The 24,017-nt window shown below is 70.3% G+C and carries 21 protein-coding genes; 10 read left to right on the forward strand and 11 right to left on the reverse strand.

The window, feature by feature from the left end; all coding sequences use genetic code 11:
• Nucleotides 1-44 precede the first annotated feature (44 nt).
• The 6 genes from ABZ860_RS20985 to ABZ860_RS21010 form a co-directional block, all read right to left on the reverse strand.
• Nucleotides 45-2,441, reverse strand: a complete 2,397-nt coding sequence (locus tag ABZ860_RS20985; RefSeq protein WP_357222495.1) for a glycoside hydrolase family 2 TIM barrel-domain containing protein — start codon at nt 2,439-2,441, stop codon at nt 45-47.
• Nucleotides 2,438-3,367 carry an ATP-binding cassette domain-containing protein gene (locus tag ABZ860_RS20990; protein ID WP_357222497.1) on the reverse strand — a complete coding sequence of 310 codons (930 nt, stop codon included), beginning with the start codon at nt 3,365-3,367 and terminating at the stop codon, nt 2,438-2,440. Before ABZ860_RS20990 ends, ABZ860_RS20985 begins: the two co-directional genes overlap by 4 nt.
• Nucleotides 3,368-4,312, reverse strand: a complete 945-nt coding sequence (locus ABZ860_RS20995) for an ABC transporter ATP-binding protein (RefSeq protein ID WP_357222499.1) — start codon at nt 4,310-4,312, stop codon at nt 3,368-3,370. It abuts the gene before it with no gap.
• Between the two features lies 1 nt (nt 4,313).
• On the reverse strand, nt 4,314-5,174 hold the full coding sequence (locus tag ABZ860_RS21000) for an ABC transporter permease (protein WP_357222500.1): 861 nt from the start codon (nt 5,172-5,174) through the stop codon (nt 4,314-4,316).
• Entirely contained in the window at nt 5,171-6,163 is a 993-nt protein-coding gene (locus ABZ860_RS21005) for an ABC transporter permease (protein ID WP_357222502.1), read from the reverse strand. Before ABZ860_RS21005 ends, ABZ860_RS21000 begins: the two co-directional genes overlap by 4 nt.
• A gap of 68 nt (nt 6,164-6,231) precedes the next feature.
• Nucleotides 6,232-7,977, reverse strand: coding sequence for an ABC transporter substrate-binding protein (locus ABZ860_RS21010; protein ID WP_357222504.1), 1,746 nt, complete (start codon nt 7,975-7,977; stop codon nt 6,232-6,234).
• Nucleotides 7,978-8,230: 253 nt separating this feature from the next.
• On the opposite strand from ABZ860_RS21010, the gene ABZ860_RS21015 reads away from it, so the two are divergent.
• Nucleotides 8,231-9,244: a LacI family DNA-binding transcriptional regulator gene (locus ABZ860_RS21015; RefSeq protein ID WP_357222506.1), complete on the forward strand. Its 1,014-nt coding sequence runs from the start codon at nt 8,231-8,233 to the stop codon at nt 9,242-9,244.
• 29 nt (nt 9,245-9,273) lie between these two features.
• Here ABZ860_RS21015 and ABZ860_RS21020 read toward each other — a convergent pair whose 3' ends face one another.
• Complete coding sequence (locus ABZ860_RS21020) at nt 9,274-9,774, reverse strand: hypothetical protein (protein ID WP_357222508.1); 501 nt, start codon at nt 9,772-9,774, stop codon at nt 9,274-9,276.
• A 210-nt stretch (nt 9,775-9,984) separates the two neighbouring features.
• On the opposite strand from ABZ860_RS21020, the gene ABZ860_RS21025 reads away from it, so the two are divergent.
• On the forward strand, nt 9,985-11,400 hold the full coding sequence (locus ABZ860_RS21025) for an LCP family protein (RefSeq protein WP_357222510.1): 1,416 nt from the start codon (nt 9,985-9,987) through the stop codon (nt 11,398-11,400).
• Here the strand turns inward: ABZ860_RS21025 and ABZ860_RS21030 are convergent.
• Nucleotides 11,397-12,416, reverse strand: coding sequence for a hypothetical protein (locus ABZ860_RS21030; RefSeq protein WP_357222512.1), 1,020 nt, complete (start codon nt 12,414-12,416; stop codon nt 11,397-11,399). The genes ABZ860_RS21025 and ABZ860_RS21030 overlap by 4 nt on opposite strands.
• A 226-nt stretch (nt 12,417-12,642) precedes the next feature.
• Here ABZ860_RS21030 and ABZ860_RS21035 point away from each other — a divergent pair, with 226 nt between their 5' ends.
• The 8 genes from ABZ860_RS21035 (at nt 12,643) to ABZ860_RS21070 (ending at nt 19,851) form a co-directional block, all read left to right on the forward strand.
• Nucleotides 12,643-13,659, forward strand: coding sequence for a sulfate ABC transporter substrate-binding protein (locus ABZ860_RS21035; RefSeq protein ID WP_357222514.1), 1,017 nt, complete (start codon nt 12,643-12,645; stop codon nt 13,657-13,659).
• Between the two features lie 19 nt (nt 13,660-13,678).
• Nucleotides 13,679-14,491 carry a sulfate ABC transporter permease subunit CysT gene (cysT, locus tag ABZ860_RS21040; RefSeq protein WP_357222515.1) on the forward strand — a complete coding sequence of 271 codons (813 nt, stop codon included), beginning with the start codon at nt 13,679-13,681 and terminating at the stop codon, nt 14,489-14,491.
• Nucleotides 14,484-15,281 carry a sulfate ABC transporter permease subunit gene (locus tag ABZ860_RS21045; protein ID WP_357222517.1) on the forward strand — a complete coding sequence of 266 codons (798 nt, stop codon included), beginning with the start codon at nt 14,484-14,486 and terminating at the stop codon, nt 15,279-15,281. The genes cysT and ABZ860_RS21045 overlap by 8 nt, the downstream gene beginning before the upstream one ends.
• Entirely contained in the window at nt 15,271-16,233 is a 963-nt protein-coding gene (locus tag ABZ860_RS21050) for a sulfate ABC transporter ATP-binding protein (RefSeq protein ID WP_357222519.1), read from the forward strand. Before ABZ860_RS21045 ends, ABZ860_RS21050 begins: the two co-directional genes overlap by 11 nt.
• Nucleotides 16,234-16,281: 48 nt before the next feature.
• The gene (locus tag ABZ860_RS21055; protein WP_357222521.1) at nt 16,282-16,674 is read left to right on the forward strand and encodes an Rrf2 family transcriptional regulator; all 393 of its coding nucleotides are present in this window, start codon (nt 16,282-16,284) and stop codon (nt 16,672-16,674) included.
• Between the two features lie 63 nt (nt 16,675-16,737).
• The gene (locus tag ABZ860_RS21060; RefSeq protein ID WP_357222523.1) at nt 16,738-18,315 is read left to right on the forward strand and encodes a protein kinase; all 1,578 of its coding nucleotides are present in this window, start codon (nt 16,738-16,740) and stop codon (nt 18,313-18,315) included.
• Nucleotides 18,316-18,399: 84 nt separating this feature from the next.
• Nucleotides 18,400-19,368, forward strand: a complete 969-nt coding sequence (locus ABZ860_RS21065; RefSeq protein WP_357222987.1) for an ATP-binding protein — start codon at nt 18,400-18,402, stop codon at nt 19,366-19,368.
• A 96-nt stretch (nt 19,369-19,464) separates the two neighbouring features.
• Nucleotides 19,465-19,851, forward strand: a complete 387-nt coding sequence (locus tag ABZ860_RS21070; protein WP_357222524.1) for an SCO5389 family protein — start codon at nt 19,465-19,467, stop codon at nt 19,849-19,851.
• 28 nt (nt 19,852-19,879) lie between these two features.
• Here ABZ860_RS21070 and ABZ860_RS21075 read toward each other — a convergent pair whose 3' ends face one another.
• From ABZ860_RS21075 to ABZ860_RS21085, 3 genes are all read right to left on the reverse strand, one after another.
• Nucleotides 19,880-20,878, reverse strand: coding sequence for an LLM class flavin-dependent oxidoreductase (locus ABZ860_RS21075; RefSeq protein WP_357222526.1), 999 nt, complete (start codon nt 20,876-20,878; stop codon nt 19,880-19,882).
• A 16-nt stretch (nt 20,879-20,894) separates the two neighbouring features.
• Nucleotides 20,895-21,653, reverse strand: coding sequence for a glucose 1-dehydrogenase (locus ABZ860_RS21080; RefSeq protein WP_357222528.1), 759 nt, complete (start codon nt 21,651-21,653; stop codon nt 20,895-20,897).
• Nucleotides 21,654-21,758: 105 nt separating this feature from the next.
• Nucleotides 21,759-23,936 (reverse strand): DUF222 domain-containing protein, encoded by a 2,178-nt coding sequence (locus ABZ860_RS21085; RefSeq protein ID WP_357222530.1) that lies wholly within the window; start codon nt 23,934-23,936, stop codon nt 21,759-21,761.
• Between the last annotated feature and the right edge of the window lie 81 nt (nt 23,937-24,017).

Here is a 24,017-nt window from a genome sequence, read left to right on the forward strand (position 1 = left end):
TCTGCTTATCAGGCGCGGCGCGTCGGGGCGGGGGCGATCCGAGACTAACGGGATTCGTTGACGCACCGGAGCACGGGGTGACGGACGAGCGCGCCGGGGTCCAGGTCACCGCCGATGACGTGGAAGACCGCGGTCTCCCCCGGCAGCAGCGTGACGAGCTGGTCGTCCACGGTCGCGCGGGGGTCGAGCCGGTCGGGGAAGATCGCCAGCTCGCGCACGATCGTCCGCGCGGTCACCCGCACCCGCAGCCCGCCCTCGATCTCCTCGACCACCGTGTCCATCTCCGCCGGCGGGTAGTCCATGGCCGGGTCCTCTTCCGGGAACCGCAGCGCGCGTACGTCGCCGAGGGTGGCCACCAGCACCTCGCCCGGCGGGTTCCCGGCCCGCACGACCCCTTCGGGCAGCTCCACGGACGCCGTGCCGCGCGCCGGGACCGACACGTCGAGGCGCTCCTTGGCCAGGATCTCCCCCGCCAGGCTGAGCCGGTCGACGGCGAGCTCGCCCGACCACGGCTCGCCGGTGTCGTTGACGACCGCCAGCGCGTCGCCCTGGAACGTCAGCAACCGGTCGGCGTAGGCCCGGCGCAGCGCGTACCACAGCGGCTTGCGCCGCCCGCCGCCGTCCACCGCGGCCCAGGAGGTGACCGGCCAGCAGTCGTTGAGCTGCCACACGATCGTGCCCATGCAGTGGGGCGCGAGCGCCCGGAACCGCTCGATGCCGAACGCCATCGCCCTGGCCTGGTTGAGCTGGGTGTAGTAGTGCCAGTCGTCGAACCCGTCCGGCTGGGGCAGGTGCTCGCCGAGGCCGCGCAGCAGCTTGAGGTTGCCGTCGACGGCCTTCTGGTGGTGGGTCACGCCCGGGGAGTCCGGCGTCAGCGGATCGTCCGACACCGCGGCGCGCAGCGTCGCGTACGTCGGCGGGCCCTGGAAGCCGAACTCGGCCACGAACCTCGGCGTGTAGGTCGCGTAGTGGGTGTAGTCCTGGTGGTTCCAGACCGTCCAGATGTGGACGGTGCCCTTGGACGGGTCGTTCGGCGGCAGGTCGGGGGCCCCGGAGTAGGGGCTGCCCGGCCAGTAGGGCCGGGTGGGGTCGAGCTCGGCGACGACCCGGGGCAGCAGGTCGTAGTAGAAGCCGCCGCCCCAGCTGCGGCCCTCCAGCGTGTCCTGCCAGCCCCAGTCGGCGTGGCCCTCGATGTTCTCGTTGTTGCCGCACCACAGCACGAGGCTGGCGTGGCGGGCCAGGCGGGCGACGTGCTCGCGGGCCTCGGCCTCGACCTCCGCCGCGAAGCGGCCCTCCTCGGGATAGGCCGCGCAGGCGAACGGGAAGTCCTGCCACACGAGCAGGCCCATCTCGTCGGCGAGGTCGTAGAAGTCCTCGCTCTCGTACATGCCGCCGCCCCACACCCGCAGGCAGTTGGCGCCCGCGCCGGTCGCCTGGGCGAACCGCTCGGCCAGCCGCTCGCGGGTGATCCGGTTGGGGAAGCAGTCGTCGGGGATCCAGTTGAAGCCCTTGACGAAGACCGGCTTCCCGTTGATCACAAGGGTGAACGCGTCGTCGGTCCGGTCCAGCTCGACCGAGCGGAACCCGATCCGGCCCGTCCACTCCTGGTCCTCGAGCCGCACGGTCAGGTCGTACAGCGGCTGCTCGCCGTACCCGCGCGGCCACCACAGGTCGGGGTCGGGCACGGTCAGCGTGACGACGGCCCGCCGCCGCCCGGCGCCGACGGTGACGGTCTCGGTCACTCCTCCCGCCGAGGCCGTGAGCGTGAGCGGCCGTTCGGTAGCCCGCTCGATCGCCACGTGCACCTCGACGGTGCCGTCCGCCGAGGCGAAGGGCCGCACCTCGGCGATCCTGGCGGTGCTCCAGGTCTCGATGCCGATGGGCCGCCAGATCCCGGCGGTGACCACCGTCGGCCCCCAGTCCCAGCCGAAGTTGCAGGCCATCTTCCTGATGAACTGGTACGGCTCGGCGTACGCGCCCGGGCGGTCGCCGAGGGCCGCCTTCTGCGCCTCCGCGTACCCGTACGGCGGGTCGAACAGGATCTTGAGCGTGTTCTCGCCGGCGCTCAGCAGGTGCCGCACGGGGAAGCGGTACGACCGGTGCATGTTGGCCGTCGTGCCGATCTCGACGCCGTTGAGCACGAGCGTGGCGGCCGTGTCGAGTCCCTCGCAGACGAGGTCCGCCCGGTCGTCGTCGGCGCCGTCCCCCTTGGGCTCCCACGTGAAGGTGGTCTCGTACGACCATGCCGTGCGGCCGATCCAGGTCAGCCGGTCCTCGTTGTCGTCCAGGTACGGGTCCTCGATCAGCCCGGCGGCGAGGAGGTCGGTGTGGACGCAACCGGGAACGGCCGCGGGCAGGTCCGCGACCACCGGCCGGAGCTGCCCGGTCGACGACACGGCGGTGACGGTCCACCCGTCGTGCAGGGGACGGTGAGAGCTCACGCTTTCTCCTTAATCTTCGATGCCCCGCAGCCGGAGCAGGCCACGAAGTGGCCGCCTTCCACCTCGGCCAGCCCGGGACGGGTCCGGCTCTCCTGCGGCGCCTCGTGGTACGCGCACGGCACGTCCTCGGTCATGTCCTCGGCCGCGACATCCGTCCACTTGGCGTGCAGCCGGGGGACCGAGGCCAGCAGCGACCGCGTGTAGGCATGCGCCGGGTTGCCGAAGACGAGGTCCGTCCGGCCCATCTCGACGATCTTCCCGTGCCGCAGCACCACGGTCCGGTCGCTGACGTAGTTGCCGAGCGACAGGTCGTGCGTGACGAACAGGATGCCGAGGCCGCGCGCCCGCAGGTCGGCGAGCAGGTTGAGCACGTCGATCCGGGTGGACGCGTCGAGCATGCTGATGATCTCGTCGGCGACCAGCAGCCGGATGTCGAGGAGCACGGCCCTGGCGATCAGCATGCGCTGGAGCTGGCCGCCGCTGAGCTGGTGGGGATACTTGCCGAGGACGTTGCCGGGGTCGAGCCGCACGCTCTCCAGCGCGCCCTCGACGCGCTTTCGCCACTCGTCCGCGCCGGCCTGGGGGAAGTACTGCTCCTTGATCATCGCGAAGACGCGGTCGGCCCGGAAGACGGGGTTGTAGCAGCTGAAGGGGTCCTGGAAGACGCCCTGCACCTGCCGGTAGTACTCCTTGCGGTCCTTGATCGAGGCGATGTCCCTGCCGTCCAGGGTGATCCTGCCGCCGCTGATCGAGGCGAGGCGCAGGATCATCCGGCCGAGCGTGCTCTTGCCGCTGCCGCTCTCGCCGATGAGCGAGACCACCTCTCCCTCGCCGACCTCGAAGCTGACGTCGGAGACGGCCTTCAGCTCGCGCCCGCCGAACGCGCCGACGCGGTAGACCTTGGAGACGCTATCGAGTTTCAGCATTCACTCGGCCTTCCAGCAGGCGACGAAGTGGCCGGGGGCCACCTCGGCGAACGGCGGCTGCTCGGCGCACTGGTCGAACGCGAGCGGGCAGCGGTCCCTGAACCGGCATCCCCCGGGCGGCTTGAGCAGGGACGGCGGATTGCCGGGGATCCCCGTCAGCCTGCGGTCCTCGTAGCGCACCCCCACCTCGGGCAGCGCGGAGATGAGCTGCTTGGTGTACGGATGCCTCGGAGCGGTGACGAGCACGTCGGCCGGGGCCTTCTCGGCCAGCCGCCCGGCGTACATCACCATGATCGTGTCGGCGATCTGGTAGACGAGCGAGATGTCGTGGGTGACCACCATCATGCTCGTGACCAGGCCGCGGTCGCGGAACCCGAGCAGCGTCGTGGCCACGGCCTTCTGGCTCGACACGTCGAGCGCGGAGGTGACCTCGTCGGCGATCAGCAGCGAGGGGTTCAGCAGCGTGGAGACGACCATGACCACCCGCTGCTTCATGCCGCCGGACAGCTCGATCGGGTAGCGGTCGAGCACGTCCTTCGACAGGCCGACCAGCTCGAGCCGCCGCTCCAGCTCGGCCCGCTCCGGCCGCTCGCCGCGCGACTCCAGCAGCTCGCCGACCATCCTGCCGATCTTCCTGGTCGGGTTGAGCGCGCTCATCGAGTACTGCGGGATGAGCGACACCTCGCGGAAGCGGAACCTGTCCATCCCGGTGTCGTCCGACAGGGGCATGGTCCTGCCGTCCAGCTCCACCGTGCCGCCGACGTGCCGCATGCGGCCGTCCAGCCGGATCAGGCTCTTGGCGAGCGTGGACTTGCCCGAGCCGGACTCCCCCGCAAGGCCCATGATCTCGCCGTCCGCGACGGAGAACGTGACGCCGTCGAGCGCCTTCACCTCGCCGCGCAGCGTCCGGTAGTAGACCCGGAGGTCGGTGACATTCAGCGCCACGTCACATCTCCCTCAGCTTCGGGTTGAACACCTCGTCCAGCCCGACGTTCATGACGTAGAGCGCGCCGACGATCGCCGTGATGCCGGCGCCCGGAGGGATGAACCACCACCACAGGCCGAGCTGGAGCGCGCTCCACCGCGCGGCGTTGTTGAGCATCAGGCCGAGGGAGACCCCCTCGGTGGGTCCGAGGCCGATGAAGTCGAGCGAGGCGGCGATCAGGATCGCGCTGCCGAACAGCAGGATGAACGTCAGGAATAGGTACGAGCTCATGTTCGGCGCGATCTCCCGCAGGATGATCTTCGGGGTGCGCACGCCGCTCAGCCGGGCGAGGTCGACGAAGTCGCGCGAGCGCAGCGAGAACGTCTGCGCCCTGATCGCCCGCGCGGCCCACGGCCACGAGGTCAGCCCGATGAACAGCGCCTGCACGCCGATGCTGCGCACGCCCAGGTAGGCGTTGATGATCAGCAGCACCACCAGCGCGGGCAGCACGAGCACGATGTTGGTGAGCATGGTGAGCAGCTCGTCGACCCACCCGCCGCGGTAGCCCGCGACGAACCCCACGACCATGCCGACGACCGCCGCCAGCACGCCGCCGAGCACGCCCACGAGGAACGTCGAGCGCAGGCCGTACACGAACTGGGCGAAGACGTCCTGGCCGAACGTCGTGGTGCCGAACCAGAACTCACCGGACGGCGCCGCCATGGGCGGCCCGACGTAGTCGTTCGGCCCGTGGTCGAACAGCAGCGGCCCGGCCAGGCCGGCCACGAGGAACACGGCGACGATGACCGTGCCGACGACCAGCTTGCGGTTGCGCAGCGCGAAGTGCAGCGCCTCACGCCGCGCGGTGGGCACGGCCGTCATGCCGCTCCTCCCATCCCGGTCCTGGTGCGCGGGTCCACCAGGACGTACGCGATGTCGATGACGAAGTTGGCGATCAGCACGCCGATGACGATGAACAGGAAGGTGCCCTGCAGCAGGAAGAAGTCCTGGTTCTGGATGGCCTGGAGGATCAGGTGCCCCAGCCCGGGATAGCTGAAGACGATTTCGGTGACCAGCGCGCCGGCCACGAGCACGCCGAGTTGCAGGGCCAGGCCGGTCACCTGGGGCAGGATCGCGTTCCTGAAGGCGTAGCGCCGGACCAGCCGCATGGGCGCGCCGAGCGCCCGCAGGTAGTTGACGTAGTCCGCCTCCAGCTCGTAGATGATCATGTTGCGCATGCCGATGGCCCAGCCGCCGAACGCGACCAGGAACAGCGAGGCGAACGGGAGGAACCAGTGCTGGGCGAGGCTGCCGAGGAACTCCCACGACAGGGACGGCTGCAGGTCGAAGCCGTAGGCCCCGGCGACCGGGAAGACGCCCGCGACGATGCCGAGCGCCCAGGCCAGCAGGATCGCCAGCCACATGTACGGCGTGGCGGTCAGCACGTAGCCGATGGGGAGCACGCTGTTGTCGAGCCACTTGCGCCGCGCGGCGAAGGCGCCGAACCGGTTGCCCGCGAACCAGCTCAGCAGGATGGACGGGATCAGCAGGCCCAGCGTGTACGGGACCGCCCGGACGATCACGTCGGACACCGGCGTCGGAAACAGCCAGATGCTGATGCCGAGGTCGCCCTTCAGCAGCGAGCCCCAGAAGTTCAGGTACTGCCGCCACAGCGGCAGGTCGAAGCCGAACATCGCGGTGTAGTGCGCCCGCATGGCCTCGACGGCCGCCGGCTGTGCGACGTTGGCCCGCGAGAGCATGCTCTGCACGGGGTCACCCGGCATGAACCGCGGGATCATCCAGTTGATGGTCACGGCCACGAAGAACGTCAGGCCGTAGATGAGAAGCTTTCTGCCGAAATAGCGGCGCAAGATCGACCTCCCGGTCGCGGAACGGCGCCCCCCTCCCGTACGCAGGATGGAAGGGGGGCGCGAGAAGATCAGCCTCCGGAGGCCGGCTGGAGTTCGGTGAGCATGAGCGTGCCGCCCATCTCCAGCCAGTTGCGCCACACCGTCGGCGGATACTTCGGCGTGTTCGGCGCACTGCTGGGCCAGTTCTTCCAGACCGAGTTGGTGGTCTGGGACCACAGGCCGTTGTACCAGAGCGGGATGACCGGCATGTCCTCGAGCTGGATCTTCTGCAGCTCCGAGGTGACCTTCTTCATGCCCTCGACGTCCTCGGGCTTGACCTGGTCGAGCTGCTGCGTGAGCTCCCACGCCCGCTTGTTCTCGTACCGGCCGTAGTTCGTCGTGCTCTGCAGCTTCTGCACCGGCAGGCGGAACAGGTAGTCGTAGTACAGCCACGGGGTGTTCGCGAGCTGCTTGTCGTTGTTGAGGACGAGGTCGAACTTGCCCTGGTTGCGCACGTCGACGAGCGCGTTGTAGTCGGGGAAGTCCGCCTCGATGTCGATGCCGGCGGCCTTGGCGCTGGAGCTGATGACCCGGGCCGCCTCCATCCAGTCGGTCCACCCGGCGGGCACGATCAGCTTCAGCGAGATCTTGGCGCCGCTCGGCGACTCCACCAGCCCGTCGCCGTTGCGGTCCTTGTAGCCGGCGTCGGCGAGCAGCTGCTTGGCCTTGTCCGGGTTGTAGGAGAAGCCGAGCGTGGAGGTGACGTTCTTGTCGACGTACTTGTCCCACTGCGGCAGCAGGCCGGTCGGGTCGGACGCCTTGACCAGGTTGCCGTAGACGCCCTCGACGATCTTCTTGGTGTCGATGGCGTAGGCGACCGCCTTGCGGAACTCCTTGTCGTCCATCGGCTTCTTCGCCGTGTTGAACCACATCCAGGTGGTGTTCGCCGGCAGCATGTACGGCGGCTGGTCGTAGTAGGTCTCGATGCCGAAGTTGCCCTTGACCAGGTTGGCGATGCCCGGCAGGAAGTTGTTGCTGAGGTCGAGGCCCTTCTGCAGCAGCAGGCCCATCGCGACCTCGTTGCTGGAGTTGACGATGTCGACGATGTACTTGGGCTTGACGTCCTTGCCGAGGGCCTTGGTGGCCCACCAGCCGTCGCGCTTGACCCAGACCATGCGGTCCTGGTCGTGCGACTGGTAGGCGTACGGGCCGGTGCCCACGGGCTTCTCGTTGACCCCGTTCATCACCTCGTCCTCGGACCGCCCCTCCCACAGGTGCTTGGGGACGATGGCCCGGCTGTAGAGGTGGTTGGCCCACTCCTGGTGGTTGGCCGTGGTGAAGGTGAACTTGACCGTGTAGTCGTCGACCTTCTCGGCGCTCTTCATCCAGTCCCAGAGCGGGTGGTAAGGGACGGTCTCCATCTTGCCGAGCTCGAACGTGAAGATCACGTCGTCGGCGGTGAACGGCTTGCCGTCCGACCAGGTGATGCCCTTGCGCAGCTTGAGCGTGTACTCCAGTTCACCGGTCCAGTCGCCGCTCTCGGCCAGCCACGGCGAGAACTTGTCGGTGTTCGGGTCGTACATGAACAGCGTCTCGTAGACCAGGCCCTTGGTGCCGGTGGCGAAGTCCCACTCGCGCAGCGGGTTCCAGTTCGCGGGCGGTCCCCACTGGGTACCGCTGGTGTAGAGGGTCTGGTTACGCGGGAAGGCCCCGCCGCTGCCGTCCGCGGGAGCGGCCGCGCCGCCTCCCGCCGCGCCGTCTCCCGCCGGCCCGGTGGGCGTGGACGAACCCCCGCCTCCCGAGCAGGCCGCGCTTAACAGGCCGGCTGCCAGCACCGGTATAAGAAACCGCGTTCGGTTTCGCATGGCGACTCTCCTTCCCCCACGCGACACCGCGCGGGGTCCGCACTCCCTGCCAGGCCCCGATGAACAGCGGTCCGCACCGCTCGCCTCGCCGCGCCGTAGGTGCTGAACCGGATAAGTACCGAGACCGTAAAATCCGGATGTCGCTGGTGTCAATAGGGGAAGATGTAGGCAAAGTAACGGTAGTAAGGTGAGGGTCACTGGACCGGTTCAGCCGAGGGGACACGTGAGAAGACCGACCATCGCGGACATCGCACGGCAGGCGGGGGTCTCCAAGGGCGCGGTCTCGTACGCCCTGAACGGCCAGCCGGGAGTGTCCGAAGCCACCAGGGCCCGCATCCTGGCCATCGCGAACGAGATCGGCTGGCGCCCCAACATCGCCGCAAGGGCGCTCAACGGCGCCCGCGCGCACGCCGTGGGCCTCGCCCTGTGCCGGCCCGCCCGCTTCCTCGGCGTCGAGCCGTTCTTCATGGAGCTGATCAGCGGCATCGAGGCGGAGCTTTCCGCCCGCTCCTACGCGCTGCTGCTCCAGGTGGTCGGCGACCACGAGGCCGAGATGGGCGTCTACCGCCGCTGGTGGGGGGAGGGCCGGGTGGACGGCGCGATCCTCGTCGACCTCCACCTCGACGACCCCCGCGTGCCGCAGGTGGAGGAGATGGGCATGCCCGTCGTCGTCCTCGGGCATCCCTCGGCCGCCGGATCACTCGTGCCGGTCTGGGCCGACGACAGCGCGGCCGTACGCGAGACGGTGGAGTATCTCGTCGCGCTCGGGCACCGGCGGATCGCCCGCGTCGCCGGACTGCCCCGGCTGTCGCACACGGCGATCCGCGATCGGGCGTTCGGCGACGTCTGCGCGGGCCTCGGGCTGGACGCCTGCCCGATCGTGCACACCGACTACACGGGCGAGGAGGGCGCGCGGGCCACGCGGCGGCTGCTCAGCTCGCCCGAACGGCCCACGGCGATCGTCTTCGACAACGACATCATGGCCGTGGCCGGCCTGTCGGTCGCGCAGGAGATGCGGCTCGACGTGCCGGCCGACCTGTCCGTCGTCGCCTGGGACGACTCCCCGCTCTGCCAGGTCGTCCGCCCGCCGCTGACCGTGCTCACCCGCGACATCCCGGCGTACGGCGCGCACGCGGCGCAACGGCTGCTCGCGCTGATCGACGGCGTGGAGGCCAGCCCGCTGGAGGACGAGGCCCCGCGCCTGACCACCCGCGGCAGCACCGCGCCTCCCGCCTAGATTTCACGCCAGGACTTCACGCCTGGATTTCACGCCTGGGCGGGGAGCGCAGACCAGTCGATCACCAGGCGCTGCGGGTCCGCGGGGTCGGTCCACACCTGGACCGTCCGGCCCGGCAGGACGGCGCCCATCAGCAGCCGGGGAAGGATCTGCCGGTGCGCGACCGCGTACGGCGCGCCGGAGGCGGGCTGCACCCGCAGGTCGAAGGCGACGACGAGCTGGTCGTTCACCATCGTGCCCGTGTCCCGCATGCTCGCGACCAGGGCGGTGGCCGGCAGGCCGGTGCCGACGAGATCCTGGTTGCCGGTGCCCAGGAAGCTCTTCATCTGGCCGAAGACGCCGCCCGACGGGCCGCCGCCGCCGACCAGCCTGGAGGCCAGGATGACGACGTCGCCGATCAGCAGGAACATCCCGACGATGAAGGCGGGCAACCCCCATGACATGGTGGAGATCGAGCCCATCCCGTAGATGCCTGCGAACAGCAGGACGATGCCGGCGCTGGCGCCGATGACGAAGACGTTCCGCGACATTGCTCTCAACCCTTCCGAATCCTCGTACGTCATAGGGATAGGCGGACGGGCTTGATCAACGCTTGCACAGTGCTTACGCGCGCCTCCGGCACGGTGGTTACTCCGTTTGAAAGGTGACGTTCAGGGGAGATCGCTACACTTGGCCCCGTTTGCCGCTACTGGCTTTCGACCTGGTGAGAAACGCCTGGTCCGACCCTCAGGAGCACGACAGTGGGTCACGTCGACGTCCGTCCCGCGCCCCCGGCGGAGGACCTCCCGGCGCCGCCGCCCCGGACGCCGCCCAAATGGCGGCCATGGCTGTGGGTCACCTTGTCGGGAGCGCTGGGCGTGCTCACGGGTGCCGCCACGTTCGCCGTCGGCGGTTACGTCAAGCTGAGCGGCAACGTCAAGCACGAGACGGTGACCCAGAAGGATCTCGGGGGCGAGGCACGCCCACAGAAGATCAGCAAGGCGCTCAACGTGCTGATCGTCGGCTCGGACCAGCGCAACGGCGCCAACGCCAAGTACGGCAAGTTCCCCGGCGAGCGCACCGACACGATCATCGTGGCGCACATCTCCCCGAACCGGGACGGCGCGGTGCTCATCAGCTTCCCGCGCGACTCACTCGTCCGCCTCCCCGCCTGCCCGGCCAAGGGCAACCTGCCGGGCCAGCGGCCGCACGTCGGGATGATCAACGAGTCCTTCAACTCCGGCGGCATCGGCTGCACCTGGAAGACGATCGAGGGCCTCACCGACATCCACATCGACCACTTCGTGAAGGTCGACTTCACCGGCTTCAAGGCGATGGTGAACGCGCTCGGCGGCGTGCAGGTCTGCCTGCCGCAGGCCGTCCACGACAAGAAGGCGCTGCTCGACCTGCCCGCCGGCAAGCAGATCCTCAAGGGCGAGCAGGCGCTCGGATACGTCCGTGCCCGCTACTCGCTCGGCGACGGCTCCGACATCGGCCGGATCCAGCGCCAGCAGATGTTCCTCGCCTCGATGGCCAAGAAGGCCATGAGCGGCGAGACGCTGACCAATCCCACGACGCTGTTCGGCTTCCTCGACGCGGTGACCAAGTCGATCACCACCGACCCCGACCTCACGATCGGCGTGATGAAGGAGCTCGCGACGAGCGCGCAGGGCCTGACCGCGGGGCAGATCCGCTTCGTCACCACCCCGTGGCGCTACTCCATCACCAACCCGGGCCGGGTCGAGTGGGTGCAGCCGCAGGCCCAGCGGTTGTTCAAGATGGTCGCCGCCGACCAGATCGCCAAGAACGTCAAGAGTGGCGAGCAGAAGATCCCCAAGTCGCAGATCCACATCCTGGTGCGCAACGGCAGCGGGCAGCAGGGACTCGGCACCCAGGTGGCCGCCGAGCTGGAGCAGCGCGGCTATCACATCGTCAAGGTCGAGCAGGCGCCCAAGCCGTACGCCAAGACCGTCGTCGCGTACTCCGAGAACGGCGAGAGCCGGGCGTCCCGGCTGTTCCGCGAGCTCAAGAAGTCGCGGTCCCGCCTGGTGCGCACGGCGACCACGCAGACCCTCGTGCTGGGCATCGGGGCCGACTGGCAGGGGATGAAGCCCCCCAGGACGCTCGACGACGTGGAGGGCTTCGACGCCACTCAGGACAGCTGCACGGCCTCCTAGCCGAAGAGCCAGCCGAACAGGCCGCCGCCGCGGCCCGAGGATCCCTGGGTGGGGGCGGGCGCGCTGGTCGGCTGCTCGGTGACCGGCTCGGAGGTGGGGGCCGTGGCCGCCTGCTCCTCGGACCTCCCGGTGTCCGTCCCCGAGGTCCGCCCGTCCGACCGGTCGTCGGCGGACGACCGCTCATGCGTGTCGACCGACACGCGGGACCGTGACGGGCGCGGGGTGTCGTCGTCCCCGGAGCCGGGGTTCTGCGCGCGGGACCGGGACGCGTGCGTGGGCGCGGACGACGCCGTGGGCGCCGAGGTCTCCGACGTGCCGGGCCGGGTCCGGGTGGGGTCGGCCGTGGAAGCGTCGGTCGGGGCGTCACTGGGCACGGCGTCGACGGGGACACCCGTGGGCGCGTCGGTGGGCTCGCCTGCCGTGGCGTCGTCAAGGGCCGGCGAGGCCGGCGCCGTCGCGGCCGTCCCCGCCCCGGCGGCGCAGCTCGCCCCGTCCTCGCACTCCGCTCCGGAAGGCTGCCCGACCCACAGCGCCAGCGCCCAGATGGCGCCCAGGACGCCGACGGCGATCAGCCCGGTCCGCAGCAGCATCCCGCCGCGCCGCGAACGCTCCTCGTCGTCCTCGTCCGGGTCGGGGGCGTTACGCCAGCCCGAGCCGAGGAAGCCGCGCGGATCGGTGTCGCCGTCGCTCACGTATTCCCCGTCGCTCGCGAATTCCTCGTCGCCCACCGGGCCCTCGCCGCTCAACGGCTCCTCTGAGCGGAGCCGGGCGGTGCGTCCGGCGGCGTAGTCGTCCTGCTCGGCGTGGTCGGCGGGGGTCTGGGCGGGCTGGTCCGGCCGCCAGTCCTCCGACAACACGTCGCCCTGCTCGCCCGGCCTGCCGCCGAGAGCGTGTTCGTCCTGCTCCTCGGACCAGAACCGGTCTCCTTCCCCGCCGTACTGGCCTTCGCCGGTGATGTACGGGCGGAGGAGCGAGCCGTCCTGCTCGTAGGCGTCCTCGGTGACCGGGTCGCGCATGAAGGTCCTTCCTCGGTGGGCTTTTGGGTCGTGTCCCAATAGCGAACGTTCCTAGCACTGGTCGACACGTCCTGTCTGGAAATTTCACAACAATCACTGGAAGCAGGGTTGTCACTCTCGCAACAAACCCTGCTAACCCATCGGGCTTGACGGGATTCCTGGAACGGTCTTTAATATCGACTAAACCGACTGACTTGGTAGGAATCTTCCGGAATAGAGGACAGGCATGAGAGTGCGCAGGCTCGGGGCCATCGCAGCCGCCGTCATGGCGACGACCACCCTGGTCACCGCCTGCGGGGGAGACGACAACGCCGGCGGGGGCGACGGCGGCGGCAAGGTCCAGTTGGCGCTGGTCGCCTACTCCACCCCCCAGGCGGCGTTCGAGGACATCATCAAGGCGTTCCAGAAGACGCCCGAGGGCAAGAACATCACCTTCACCCAGTCGTTCGGCGCGTCCGGCGACCAGAGCCGCGCCGTGGCGAACGGGCTCAAGGCGGACATCGTCGAGTTCTCCCTGGAGACCGACATCACCCGGCTCGTGAAGGCCGGCATCGTCGCGCCGGACTGGAACTCCGGTCCCACCAAGGGGATCCTCACCAAGTCCGTCGTCGTCATCGGCACCCGCAAGGGCAACCCGAAGGGCATCAAGACCTGGGACGACCTCGTCAAGCCCGGAGTCGAGGTCATCACGCCGAACCCCTTCACCTCCGGCGGCGCCCGCTGGAACCTGCTCGCGGGCTACGGCGCCAAGTCGAACAAGGGCGCCGACCAGGCCGCCGGGCTCGCCTTCCTGGACGCGCTGCTCAAGAACGTGCCGGTCCAGGACGACAGCGGCCGCAAGTCGCTGCAGACCTTCACCGGCGGCAAGGGCGACGCGATCCTCACGTACGAGAACGAGGCGATCTTCGCTCAGCAGAACAACCAGGAGATCGACTACACGGTCCCGGACTCGACGCTCCTCATCGAGAACCCGGTGGCCGTGACGAAGAACAGCACCCACCCCAAGGAGGCCGCGGCCTTCCTCAAGTACCTCTACTCGGTCGAGGCTCAGACGATCTTCGCCAAGAACGGCTACCGCCCGGTCGCCGACGGCGTGACCGGCTTCGACTGGCCCGCCCCGCCGCAGCTGTTCACGATCCAGGACCTCGGCGGCTGGGACAAGATCACGACCGACTTCTTCGACCCCAAGACCGGCAAGGTCGCGGAGATCGAACGCAAGCTCGGCGTGGCGACGGAAAAGTGACGCCGGAAGTGACGCGGAAGTGACCGCCATCACCGTAAGACCTGTCCGACGCCTGGCCGGCGGCACCGCCGCCGGCCTCGGCACCGCGGTGCTGTACCTGAGCCTGATCGTGCTGATCCCGCTGGCCGCCGTCGTCTGGCGCTCGGCCGACGAGGGGCCCGGGTACTTCTGGCGCTCGGTCACCACCCCCGACGCCTGGGCGGCGCTCACCCTGACCATCGGCGCCTCGGCGCTCGTCGCCCTGGTCAACCTGGTCATGGGCACGGTCATCGCCTGGGTGCTGGTCCGCGACCGCTTCCCCGGCCGGGCGGTGCTCGACACGATCATCGACCTGCCGTTCGCGCTGCCGACCATCGTCGCCGGTCTCGTCCTGCTCGCGTTGTACGGCCCGCAGTCCCCCCTCGGGATCAACCTGGCCTACAGCAGGGCCGGGGTCGTGCTGGCGCTGCTGTTCGTGACGCTGCCGTTCGTCGTGCGTACGGTGCAGCCGGTCCTGCTGGAGCTCGACACGGAGATGGAGCAGGCGGCGGCCTCCCTCGGCGCGGGCCCGTTCCAGACGTTCCGCCGGGTCATCCTGCCGAACCTGATTCCCGCGATGCTGTCCGGCACCGCGCTCGCCTTCACCCGGGCGATCGCCGAGTTCGGCTCGACCGTGCTCATCTCGGGCAACCTGCCGTTCAAGACGCAGGTCGCGGCGGTGAACATCTTCAGCCAGATCGAGGGCGACAACACCACCGGCGCGGCCGCGATCTCGACGGTCCTGCTCGTGGTGGCGCTGGTCGCGCTGATCACGCTCGACGTCCTGCAGCGCTGGGGGAGCCGCCGTGGCTAAGCACGTCCTGCGCGGGGTCGCCGTCGTCTACGTCCTGTTCCTGCTGGTGCTGCCCGTGGCGCTGATCGTCTGGCGGACCTTCGGAGACGGGCTCGGGCCGTTCGCCGAGGCCCTGACCTCCCCGTCGGCCCTGCACGCCTTCACGGTCACGCTGACGGTCGCCGGCTGGGCGGTCCTGGCCAACACGGTCTTCGGGGTCGGCGCCGCGCTCCTGCTCGTCCGCCACGAGTTCCCCGGCAAACGGCTGCTGGGGGCCTTCATCGACCTGCCGATGGCCGTCTCGCCGGTCGTCGTCGGGCTCGCGCTCATCCTCGTGTACGGCCGGTTCTCCCCCCTCGGCGGCCTGCTGGAGAGCTGGGGGATCCAGGTGATCTTCTCCACCCCCGGCATGGTGCTGGCCACGGTGTTCGTGTCGCTGCCGCTCGTCGTGCGGGCCGTCGTGCCGGTCCTTGAGGAGCTCGGAGACGAGCAGGAGCAGGCCGCGCACACACTGGGGGCGAGCCGTCTCCAGACGTTCGTCCGCATCACGCTCCCCGGCATCCGCTGGGCCCTCGGCTACGGCGTCGTGCTCTGCCTGGCCCGTTCGCTCGGCGAGTACGGCGCGGTCGCGGTGGTCTCCGGCCGCCTCGTGGACCAGACCCAGACGCTGACGCTGTTCGTGGAGGAGCGGTTCCAGAACTTCGACCAGCCGGCCGCGTTCGCCGCCGCCACGGCCCTCGCCCTGATCGCCGTGGTCACCCTGCTGCTCACCAAGCTCCTGCGCCCGAAGGATCGCATCGATGGCAATTGAGGTACGCGACGTGAACAAGTCGTTCGGGACGACCCCCGTCCTGCGCGACGTGTCGCTGGACGTCGCCGCGGGGTCGCTCACCGCCCTGCTCGGCCCGAGCGGCGGGGGGAAGTCGACGCTGCTGCGGGTGATCGCCGGACTGGAGCGGCCCGACACCGGGACGGTACGGATCTCCGGTGTCGACGCCACCCGGCTGTCCCCGCAGCGGCGCAACGTCGGCTTCGTGTTCCAGCACTACGCCGCCTTCAAGCACCTCACGGTCTTCCGCAACGTGGCCTTCGGACTGGAGATCCGCAAGCGGCCCAAGGACGAGATCCGCAAACGCGTCATGGAACTGCTGGAGCTGGTCCACCTGGAGAAACTGGCCGACCGCTACCCGTCCCAGCTGTCGGGCGGCCAGCGCCAGCGCATGGCCCTGGCCCGGGCCCTCGCGGTGGAGCCCCAGGTGCTGCTGCTGGACGAGCCGTTCGGCGCCCTGGACGCGCAGGTGCGCAAGGAGCTGCGGACGTGGCTGCGCCGGCTGCACGACGAGGTCCACGTCACCACCGTGTTCGTCACCCACGACCAGGAGGAGGCCATCGAGGTCGCCGACACGATCGTGGTGCTGGCCGGGGGCGAGGTCGTGCAGGCCGGAAGCCCCGGCGAGGTATACGACAACCCGGCCAACCCGTTCGTGATGCGCTTCCTCGGCCCGGTCACCGAGATCGGCGGCACCCTGGTCCGCCCCCACGACGTCGAGATCAGCCCGGACCCCGTCGAGGGCGGCTCTCCCGCCGTGATCTCCCGCGTCGTACGGCTCGGCTTCGAGGTGCGCGTAGAGGTGGAGATCGGCGGGCAGGAGGCGTGGGTCCAGGTGACGCGGGAGCAGGCCGACCGGCTCGGTCTCGGGCCGGGCGACACCGTGCACGTCCGGCCCGCGCCGGGCGCCCGATCCCTGGCTCTCGCGCTGTGAAGGATGCAGCCGTGATGGACGCAGCTGTAACGGACGCAGTGTAAGAAGATGCGGCTCTCCGTACGGACCCAGTACGCCCTGCGCGCCGCCGCCGAACTGGCCGCGGCCGCGCCGGGGCCGGTCCCGGCCGAGCGGATCGCGGCCACCCAACGCATTCCCCGGCGGTTCCTCGACAACATCCTGCTGCAGATGCGGCGGGCCGGCCTGATCCACAGCCAGCGCGGGCCTGAGGGCGGATACTGGCTCGCGCGGCCCGCCGAGCAGATCACGCTCGCCGACGTCGTCCTCATCATGGAGGGAGCGCCCCCGGACAGCGAGGGGTTCCACGGGGTCGCTGAGCCCCTTGGCGACGTCTGGACGGCGCTGCGCGACCACGAGCAGGCCACGCTCACCGAGGTCACGCTCGCCCACATCGCCACCGGTTCACTTCCTCCACTCTGATCCCAGTACTTGTGCAAGACTCCACATTCAGGTGGAACGTGCCGTGGCGTAGAGGCAGGCGGGATGGGTACTGCTGGGCAGCTCATCGTCAGGCGATACCGGCTGGTCCGCGCCCTCGGCCACGGCCGCACCGGGCTGGTGTGGGAGGGCCGCGACACGCTGCTCGACCGGCCCGTCGCGATCCGCGAGGTCCTGCTGCCCCCGAACCTGAGCGAGACCGCACGGCTGCGGCTCGTCCAGCGGATCTCCCGTGAGGCCCGCCAGGCCGAGCGGCTGCGCCACCCCCACATCGCCGCCGTCCACGACGTCGCCGACGAGGGCGACACCCCCTATGTCGTGACGGAGCTGGTCCCCTCGCGCTCGCTCGACGGAGTGGTCTCCGGCGACGGACCGCTGCCCCCGGCCGAGGCCGCGCGGATCGCCCGCACCGTGCTGTCCGCGCTCACGCACGCCCACGCCGCCGGCGTACGGCACGGCGACGTCCGGCCCGCCAACGTGCTCCTCGCGCACGACGGGCGGGTGCTGCTCGCCGACTTCGGCGTGTCGATGCTGGCCACCGATCCGGCGTTCGCCCGTACACCCGGGAGCGGCAGCCCTCCCCTCGGCCGCGGCGCCGAGACGTACCTCGCTCCGGAACGGGCCGCCGGCGGGCCGCGCACGGTCGCCGCCGACCTGTGGTCGCTGGGCGCGACCCTCCACCTGGCCGTCACCGGCAGCCCGCCCACGGGCCAGGGACCGCTGGAGGAGGTGCCCGGCGAACTGCGCGCGGTGCTGACCGGGCTGCTGGCCCGGGAGCCCAGGCGGCGGATCGACGCGGAGACCGCCGACCGCCTGCTCGCCGCGATCGAGCCGCCCGCCCCGCCTCGGCCCGTACGCCGCGGCCCCGGCCGTGCCCGTCTCGTCACGGGGATCGCGGTGGCCGTGCTCCTCACCTGTGCTGCCGGAGGGTGGGCGATGCTGCGGCCCGGCGGGGACAGCCGGGCCGCAGAGATCTCCCCGTCGGTGTCGGTGTCGACCTCGGTGTCGGCCTCGGCGTCGGCCTCGGTGTCGGCCTCGGTGTCGGCGTCCGGGCGACCCGCGCGGCGGCTGAAGCTGAAGTGGCACACCTCCGGCGCCGGTTGGCGGGCCGGGGTGCCCCGCGGATGGACCCGCGAGGACGGGCCCTACTCGACCTCGTGGCGCTCGCGGGACGGCGAGGCGGCGTTCACGGTCGAGGTGACCGCGCAGCGCGGCACCGATCCGCTGGCCGCGCTCGGCGAGGCGGAGGAGATTCTCCGCCCAGACGCCACGACCTATCGCAAACTGCGGCTCAGGACCGTGAACGGCGAGCACGGCCCTTCCGCCGACTGGGAGTTCACCTGGACACCCCGCAAGGCGTCGGCACGGGACCACCTGGCCAAGGGAGTGGAGTATCACCAGTACCGCCGGGTGATCTCCACGGGCACGACGACGAGCGTGCTCACCTGGACGACCCCCGCCGACGGCTGGGACGCCCTGCGGCCGACGCTCGTGAGAGTCCTCGCGCTGTTCGAGCCGCCGTCACTCCTCCCGGCACCTTCCGCGGTCCCGACACCTTCGACGGTCCCGACACCTTCGACGGTCCCGACACCTTCGACGGTCCCGACACCTTCCGCGGCCTGAAATCCACCCGCGCTCTCCTCGTGTGTGCCATGATGACGCACAAGTGAAAGTGACAACGGTTTTCATTCCTGATCGGGGGCCATGATGCGAGTGGCGTTCGTCGGCAAGGGCGGAAGCGGCAAGACCACGCTGTCCTCGCTGTTCGCCAGGTACGCGACGCGGAGGGGGCCGGTCGTCGCGATCGACGCCGACATCAACCAGCACCTCGGCCTGGCCCTGGGCCTGGCTGTGGACCCGGCTGGGGACCGGGCTGGGGACGCGGCCGAGCAGCCGCCACCACTGGGCGGGATGCTGACCGAGATCAAGGACTACCTGCGCGGCGACAATCCGCGGATCCGCGACGCGGCGTCCATGGTCAAGACGACCCCGCCCGGGCGCGGCTCGCGGCTGGTACGGCTGGACGACCCGTTCTTCCCGTCGTGCTCCGTCGAGGGCGTCTCGCTCATGGTCACCGGCCCCTTCGAGGAGGACGACCTCGGCGTCGCCTGCTACCACTCCAAGCTGGGCGCGGTGGAGCTCTACCTCAACCACCTGGTCGACGGCCCCGGCGAGTACGTCGTGGTGGACATGACCGCGGGGGCGGACTCCTTCGCCTCCGGGTTGTTCACCCGCTTCGACCTCACCTTCCTGGTCGCCGAGCCGACCCGTCAGGGCGTGAGCGTCTACCGGCAGTACCGCGACCACGCCGCCGGGTTCGACGTCGAGATCGCCGTCGTGGGCAACAAGGTCCACGCGCCGGAGGACGTCGACTTCCTCCGCGAGCACGTCGGCGACGACCTGCTGACCTGGTTCGGCCACTCCCCCGCCATCCGCGGCATGGAGCAGGGCCGGCCGTTCACGCTCGACGACCTGGAGCCCGCCGGCCACCTGGCCCTCGCCGCCATGCTCGACCGGCTCGACGCGCAGCCCAAGGACTGGCCGAAGTTCGGCAGGCAGGCGGCCGAGTTCCACATCAGGAACGCCCGCGCGTGGGCCGACCGGGCGACGGGAGAGGACCTGAGCGCGCAGATCGACCCCGGCTTCGTGTACGGCCCGGCCGTCGCCGCCTCATGAACGTGTCGCCTCCGCGCCAGATGGAGGCCCGCGGCGTTCGATTTACCGTCAACTGCGTCCCCGCTCTCTGAGCAGACGCCGAGAGGAGAACAGCTCATGTCGCTGTCCGTGTCCAACGACCTGCTCGACCAGGCCCGCGCCGGTGAGGTGGACGACGCGGCCTTCGTGGCCTGCGTCCGCGACTCGCTGCCGTACGCGTGGGCGACGATCACCGCGCTGGTCGAGCGGCGGGACCGGTCCGGCGCCGACTTCGCCGACAACCAGGTGCCGCCGCCCGACGAGACCGCTCGCGGTCAGTTGCTACGCTGCCTGGCCAGCGACGCGATGCGCGGCGCCCTCGAAAGGCACTTCGGCGTACGGCTGGCCTTCCAGAACTGCCACCGGGTCGCGGTGTTCCGTCCGGAGGCCACCGAGGCCTATCGGGAGTTCGTCACCCCCCGCGCACAGATCCTGAACCAGAGCCCCGAACTGGTCGACTGCTGACCATGCCGGCTGGGGGCGGCGCTCCGGTTCACGCCGCCCCCTGCCCTCGCTGTCTCACGGCCGGAAGCACCTCCGCGCCGAGGCGTGCGATGTTCTCCAGCGTCCGTGCGCGGTCGCCGGCACCCTCGACCATCAGGATGAGGTGCCGCAGCCCGGTCCGTGCCGCCGTGGTGGTGATCTTCTCCACGCAGTGCTCCGCCGAGCCCACCGGATGGATCCGGCACAGCAGGTCCACGTACTCCGGAATGTCCCGTCGCGGCGGCGGCCGGCCGTCCACGGGGACATACCCGGCCAGTCCCGGCCCGAGCCAGCGCGGCAACGACTCCCGCATCTCCCGTACGGCCTGCTCGGTGCTGTCCGCCACGTAACCGAGCGCGGCGCCGATGTGCGCCGCCGGGCCTGCCGCGTACGCCTCGTAGGCGGCGATCATTCCCGCCTTCTCGTCGTCGCCGATGTGCATGCCGAGGAGCATGGGCAGCCCCCGTTCCGCTGCGAGCCGGACCGTGCCGTCCGACGTGCAGGCGACCACCGGCGACATCCGGGCCTGCGGGACCATCGTGACCTCCCGGAAGCGGAAGAACTCCCCGTCCCCCGCCACCGGGCCGCCGTTCAGTGCCGTGCACAGCAGGTCGAGCGATTCGGGGAAGCCCCGCTCGAATCTCGCCGTCCCGGTGCCGAAGACCTCGAGTTCCCGCCATGGGCCCCCACGCCCCACACCGAGCCGGAACCTGCCGTCCGACACGTGGTGGAGGATCGCCGCCTGCTCCGCCAGCGCGACCGGGTGCTGAGCGGACAGCACGCTGACCGCCGTCCCCACCGTGATCCGCGAGGTCCGGCCGAGCGCCACGGCCGCCAGCGTCACCGCCGACGGACAGACGCCGTACGACATGAAGTGGTGCTCGGCGATCCAGGCGTCGTCGAACCCGGCCCGTTCGGCGGCCTCGATCGCCTCCAACGTGTCGCGCAGCACGTCCCCCGGCGCCATGCCCGGGAAGCCCGCCGCGACGAGGAAGACCCCGATCCTCATGCCTGCGGCCGCGTCCCTAGCGAGGGCCGCCGTTGACGTAGAGCGTCTGGCCGGTGACGTACGACGCGTCGTCGGAGGCGAAGAACGCCACCACTGACGCGACCTCGGTCGGCTGGCCGACCCGCCGCAACGGCACCGCCTGCGCCAGGGTGGCCTGGTGCTCCTCCGGCGTCACCCCCAGCCGCACGGCCGTCGCCTCGGTCATCGGCGTCGCGACGTATCCCGGCGCGACCGCGTTCACCCGGACGCCGAACGGGCCTAGCTCGATCGCCATGGTCGCGGTGAGCCCCTGGATGCCCGCCTTGGCCGCCGCGTAGTTGGCCTGCCCCCTGTTGCCCAGCGCCGACCGGCTCGACAGGTTGACGATCGCCCCCGACCGCTGCTCCACCATGTGCTTCTGGACGGCCCGGCTCACGAGGAAGACGCTCTTGAGGTTCACGTCGACGACCTTGTCCCAGTCTTCCTCCGACATGCGGAACAGCAGGTTGTCGCGGGTCAGCCCGGCGTTGTTCACCAGCACGTCGATCCGCCCGAACTCTGCCATCACCCCCGGCACGAGCGCCTCGACCTGAGCGCTGTCGGAGACGTCACAGCCGAACGCGACCGCCCTCCCCCCGGTGACGGTGATCTCGTCAACGATCGAGGCGCACCGGTCCGCGGTGAGGTCCACGCAGGCCACCGCCGCGCCCTCCGCGGCCAGCCGGCGTGCGATCGCCGCACCGATCCCCCGCGCCGCGCCGGTGACCACCGCGAACTTCCCGATGAACCGTGACATCGCCAGCCTCCTCACCCCGATTCGATCACAGCAACTTACTCCGAGTCATCCTCCCGGCCACATCACAGAGCAGCCAGATCAAAGAGCAGCCACATCACAGCTCGCCTAGATCTGCGGCCCTCGGCCTTTTATGCGGTGGTGGTAGGTGAAGGCCCAGCGGTCGGTGCCGGCTTTGCGGCGGGTGTAGCGGTCGGGGTGGCGGTAGCGGTCGCGGTTGTGGAACTGGCAGGCGGGGCCGAGCAGGTTCAGGTCGGTGAGGCCGCCGGTGCTCCAGTTGTCGGCGTGGTCGATCTGGCACATGGTTGCCGGGAGGGGGCAGCCGTCGATCCAGCAGGTGGCGTAGCGGGTGAACACGGCCCTGCGTTGGGCGGGGGTGGCCAGGCGGACCTTGCGGCCCATGTCGAGCACCTGCCCGTCGGCGTCCATCACCAGCCGCACCAAAGTGGAGGTGCGGGCAAGGCGGTGCACGCTGGTGACCGGCAGCATCTGCCCGGTCGCCAGCAACAACCCCGGTGCCGTCCCCAGCCACAGCCCTGGTCCCTGGCACTGCTCACCGCGCACGCCGGCCTGGTCCAAGGGGGTGCCCTGCCCATGCCGGCGGTCCCCCGCAGGCCGATACCCAGCGTGGGCGTGATGTCCGCAGGTGTCCTCGGGAGGAGGATCCGGCTGGGCTGTCGGCGGAGGCGCTGTGGTCGGGGGCGCCGTGTGCGGGTGCGCGCTCCCGCCACCCGCAGCACGTGCTGGCTCGCGCCGGGCGTGAGTTGCTCCGGTGTGGACCGCAGCGTGATCGCGTTCTTCATCTCCTGCGGATGCGGTGTCATCGCCATCGGCAGAGGCGGTGCTCGCGGTGCCGCGTTCGCCGGCATGCTGGCCACAGGCCCCGCGCTCCCATGCCCTGCGCTCCCAGGCCCCATGCTCATCGGCTCCGGGATCGCGAGACTGCTCATTGCGGGGGCCGGTGCCGGCACGGTCAATGCTCTCGGCAGCGGCACCCGCGGCTGCACCGGCATCTGCCGCAGTGCTGGAATCGGCGAGTCGGCAGCGGCCCTCATCCTGGACAGGAGCGACGGCGTCGGTACCGGCCACATCGTCGGTACCTCCGGCGTCGCGGGAGGCACAGGCGCTGGGGGCGCGGTCGCCGGTGTCGTCGGCCTCGCCAGGGGCGTCGGCGCTTCCGGCCTCGCCGGGCTCGGCGGCTTCTGGCTGATCTGGCTGATCTGGGTGATCGGGGTGGCCGGTGTCGGCGGCTTCGGGGTGGTCGGGGGCGGCGTCGGGACGGGCGGGGTGCGAGTGGGCCGCGTCCTCGGGGTCGGTGGGCAGGGATTCGGCGGTGACCAGGACCAGCAGCTCGGTGGCGATCTTCTTCTCCAGCAGTGCGATGAACGCATCCGCGTTGCGCACGCTCGGCGGGCGGTCATCACCCTCGGCGCGGGGTTTGGCGTAGGCGTCCAGCAGGGCCCGCAACCGGGCGGCGGCCTCACGCGGCAGGCAGAACTCCCCCTCCAGCCCGCCGCTGCGGGTCGGGCGGACCCGCAGGAACCGCCGCGCGTAGCCGGCCTGCTCATCGCGGTCTTCCCCGTCGGGGTCGAGCACCGCGCGCAGGTAGCGGCCGGCTTTGGCCACCTCCGCCGCGCCCGCCTTGCCCGCCAGCTCCAGCAAGATCGACTCGGCCAGGGCGGCGTTCTCATCGTTCAACTGGGCGGTGGCCGCGCAGATCGCCTCCACCACCCCCGCCGCCAACCCCCCGGCGGCGAACCTCTCCCGCACCCGGGGCAGGCGCGCCAGCTCCACGCCCAGGGTGAGCAGGCGGCCCGCCCCTGCCACGGTCATTCCTCCGGCGGTGCGCAGCCAACTGCGGGTGGAGGCATGCCCATGCTCCTTGGCCCGCCCCGCCCCATGCACCCGCCCCACCCGGTCAGCAAGAGCACACGTGATCCGATCCCGGACGAACATCAACTCCTCGGCCTCAGCCAGGCAGATATCCGCATCGTCGGGAAGCGGCGCCAGCGCCAACGCCTGCGCCGACTCACGCAGACCACCCACCAACACCCACGACGACCGCACTCGGCGATCACCCGCACTGGCGGCATCCACACCCGGGCTGCTGTCCTGGCTCGCGTCCTGCGGCACCTCGGGGTCGTTGATCGGGAAATGCTCACGGGCGGCCGAGCCCTCCGACGACCACAACGGCGAACCAGAGGTCAACCGGTCCCACCAACCGCCAGCGCTGTCAGAGCTATTCGAACGATGAAGGTGCTCAGAATCAGAGTCGAACAGATCCATCGCACCCCCTCAACGAATTCGAATGCCTGTATCAATTCTCACAGGCCTCATCACTCTCAGCAACCGCCGGAAGCGATTAGT

Source organism: Microbispora sp. NPDC046973, assembly GCF_040644495.1.
Classification (GTDB): Bacteria; Actinomycetota; Actinomycetes; order Streptosporangiales; family Streptosporangiaceae; genus Microbispora.

Bases quoted from the DNA above. Each gene is read 5' to 3' on its own strand.
- ABZ860_RS21080 (WP_357222528.1), bottom strand. From the start codon at position 21,653: ATGTCACGGTTCATCGGGAAGTTCGCGGTGGTCACCGGCGCGGCGCGG.
- ABZ860_RS21075 (WP_357222526.1), bottom strand. From the start codon at position 20,878: ATGAGGATCGGGGTCTTCCTCGTCGCGGCGGGCTTCCCGGGCATGGCG.
- ABZ860_RS21035 (WP_357222514.1), top strand. From the start codon at position 12,643: ATGAGAGTGCGCAGGCTCGGGGCCATCGCAGCCGCCGTCATGGCGACG.
- ABZ860_RS21070 (WP_357222524.1), top strand. From the start codon at position 19,465: ATGTCGCTGTCCGTGTCCAACGACCTGCTCGACCAGGCCCGCGCCGGT.
- ABZ860_RS21085 (WP_357222530.1), bottom strand. From the start codon at position 23,936: ATGGATCTGTTCGACTCTGATTCTGAGCACCTTCATCGTTCGAATAGC.
- ABZ860_RS20990 (WP_357222497.1), bottom strand. From the start codon at position 3,367: ATGCTGAAACTCGATAGCGTCTCCAAGGTCTACCGCGTCGGCGCGTTC.
- ABZ860_RS21060 (WP_357222523.1), top strand. From the start codon at position 16,738: ATGGGTACTGCTGGGCAGCTCATCGTCAGGCGATACCGGCTGGTCCGC.
- ABZ860_RS21000 (WP_357222500.1), bottom strand. From the start codon at position 5,174: ATGACGGCCGTGCCCACCGCGCGGCGTGAGGCGCTGCACTTCGCGCTG.
- ABZ860_RS21055 (WP_357222521.1), top strand. From the start codon at position 16,282: ATGCGGCTCTCCGTACGGACCCAGTACGCCCTGCGCGCCGCCGCCGAA.
- ABZ860_RS21030 (WP_357222512.1), bottom strand. From the start codon at position 12,416: ATGCGCGACCCGGTCACCGAGGACGCCTACGAGCAGGACGGCTCGCTC.
- ABZ860_RS21020 (WP_357222508.1), bottom strand. From the start codon at position 9,774: ATGTCGCGGAACGTCTTCGTCATCGGCGCCAGCGCCGGCATCGTCCTG.
- ABZ860_RS21065 (WP_357222987.1), top strand. From the start codon at position 18,400: ATGCGAGTGGCGTTCGTCGGCAAGGGCGGAAGCGGCAAGACCACGCTG.
- ABZ860_RS21050 (WP_357222519.1), top strand. From the start codon at position 15,271: ATGGCAATTGAGGTACGCGACGTGAACAAGTCGTTCGGGACGACCCCC.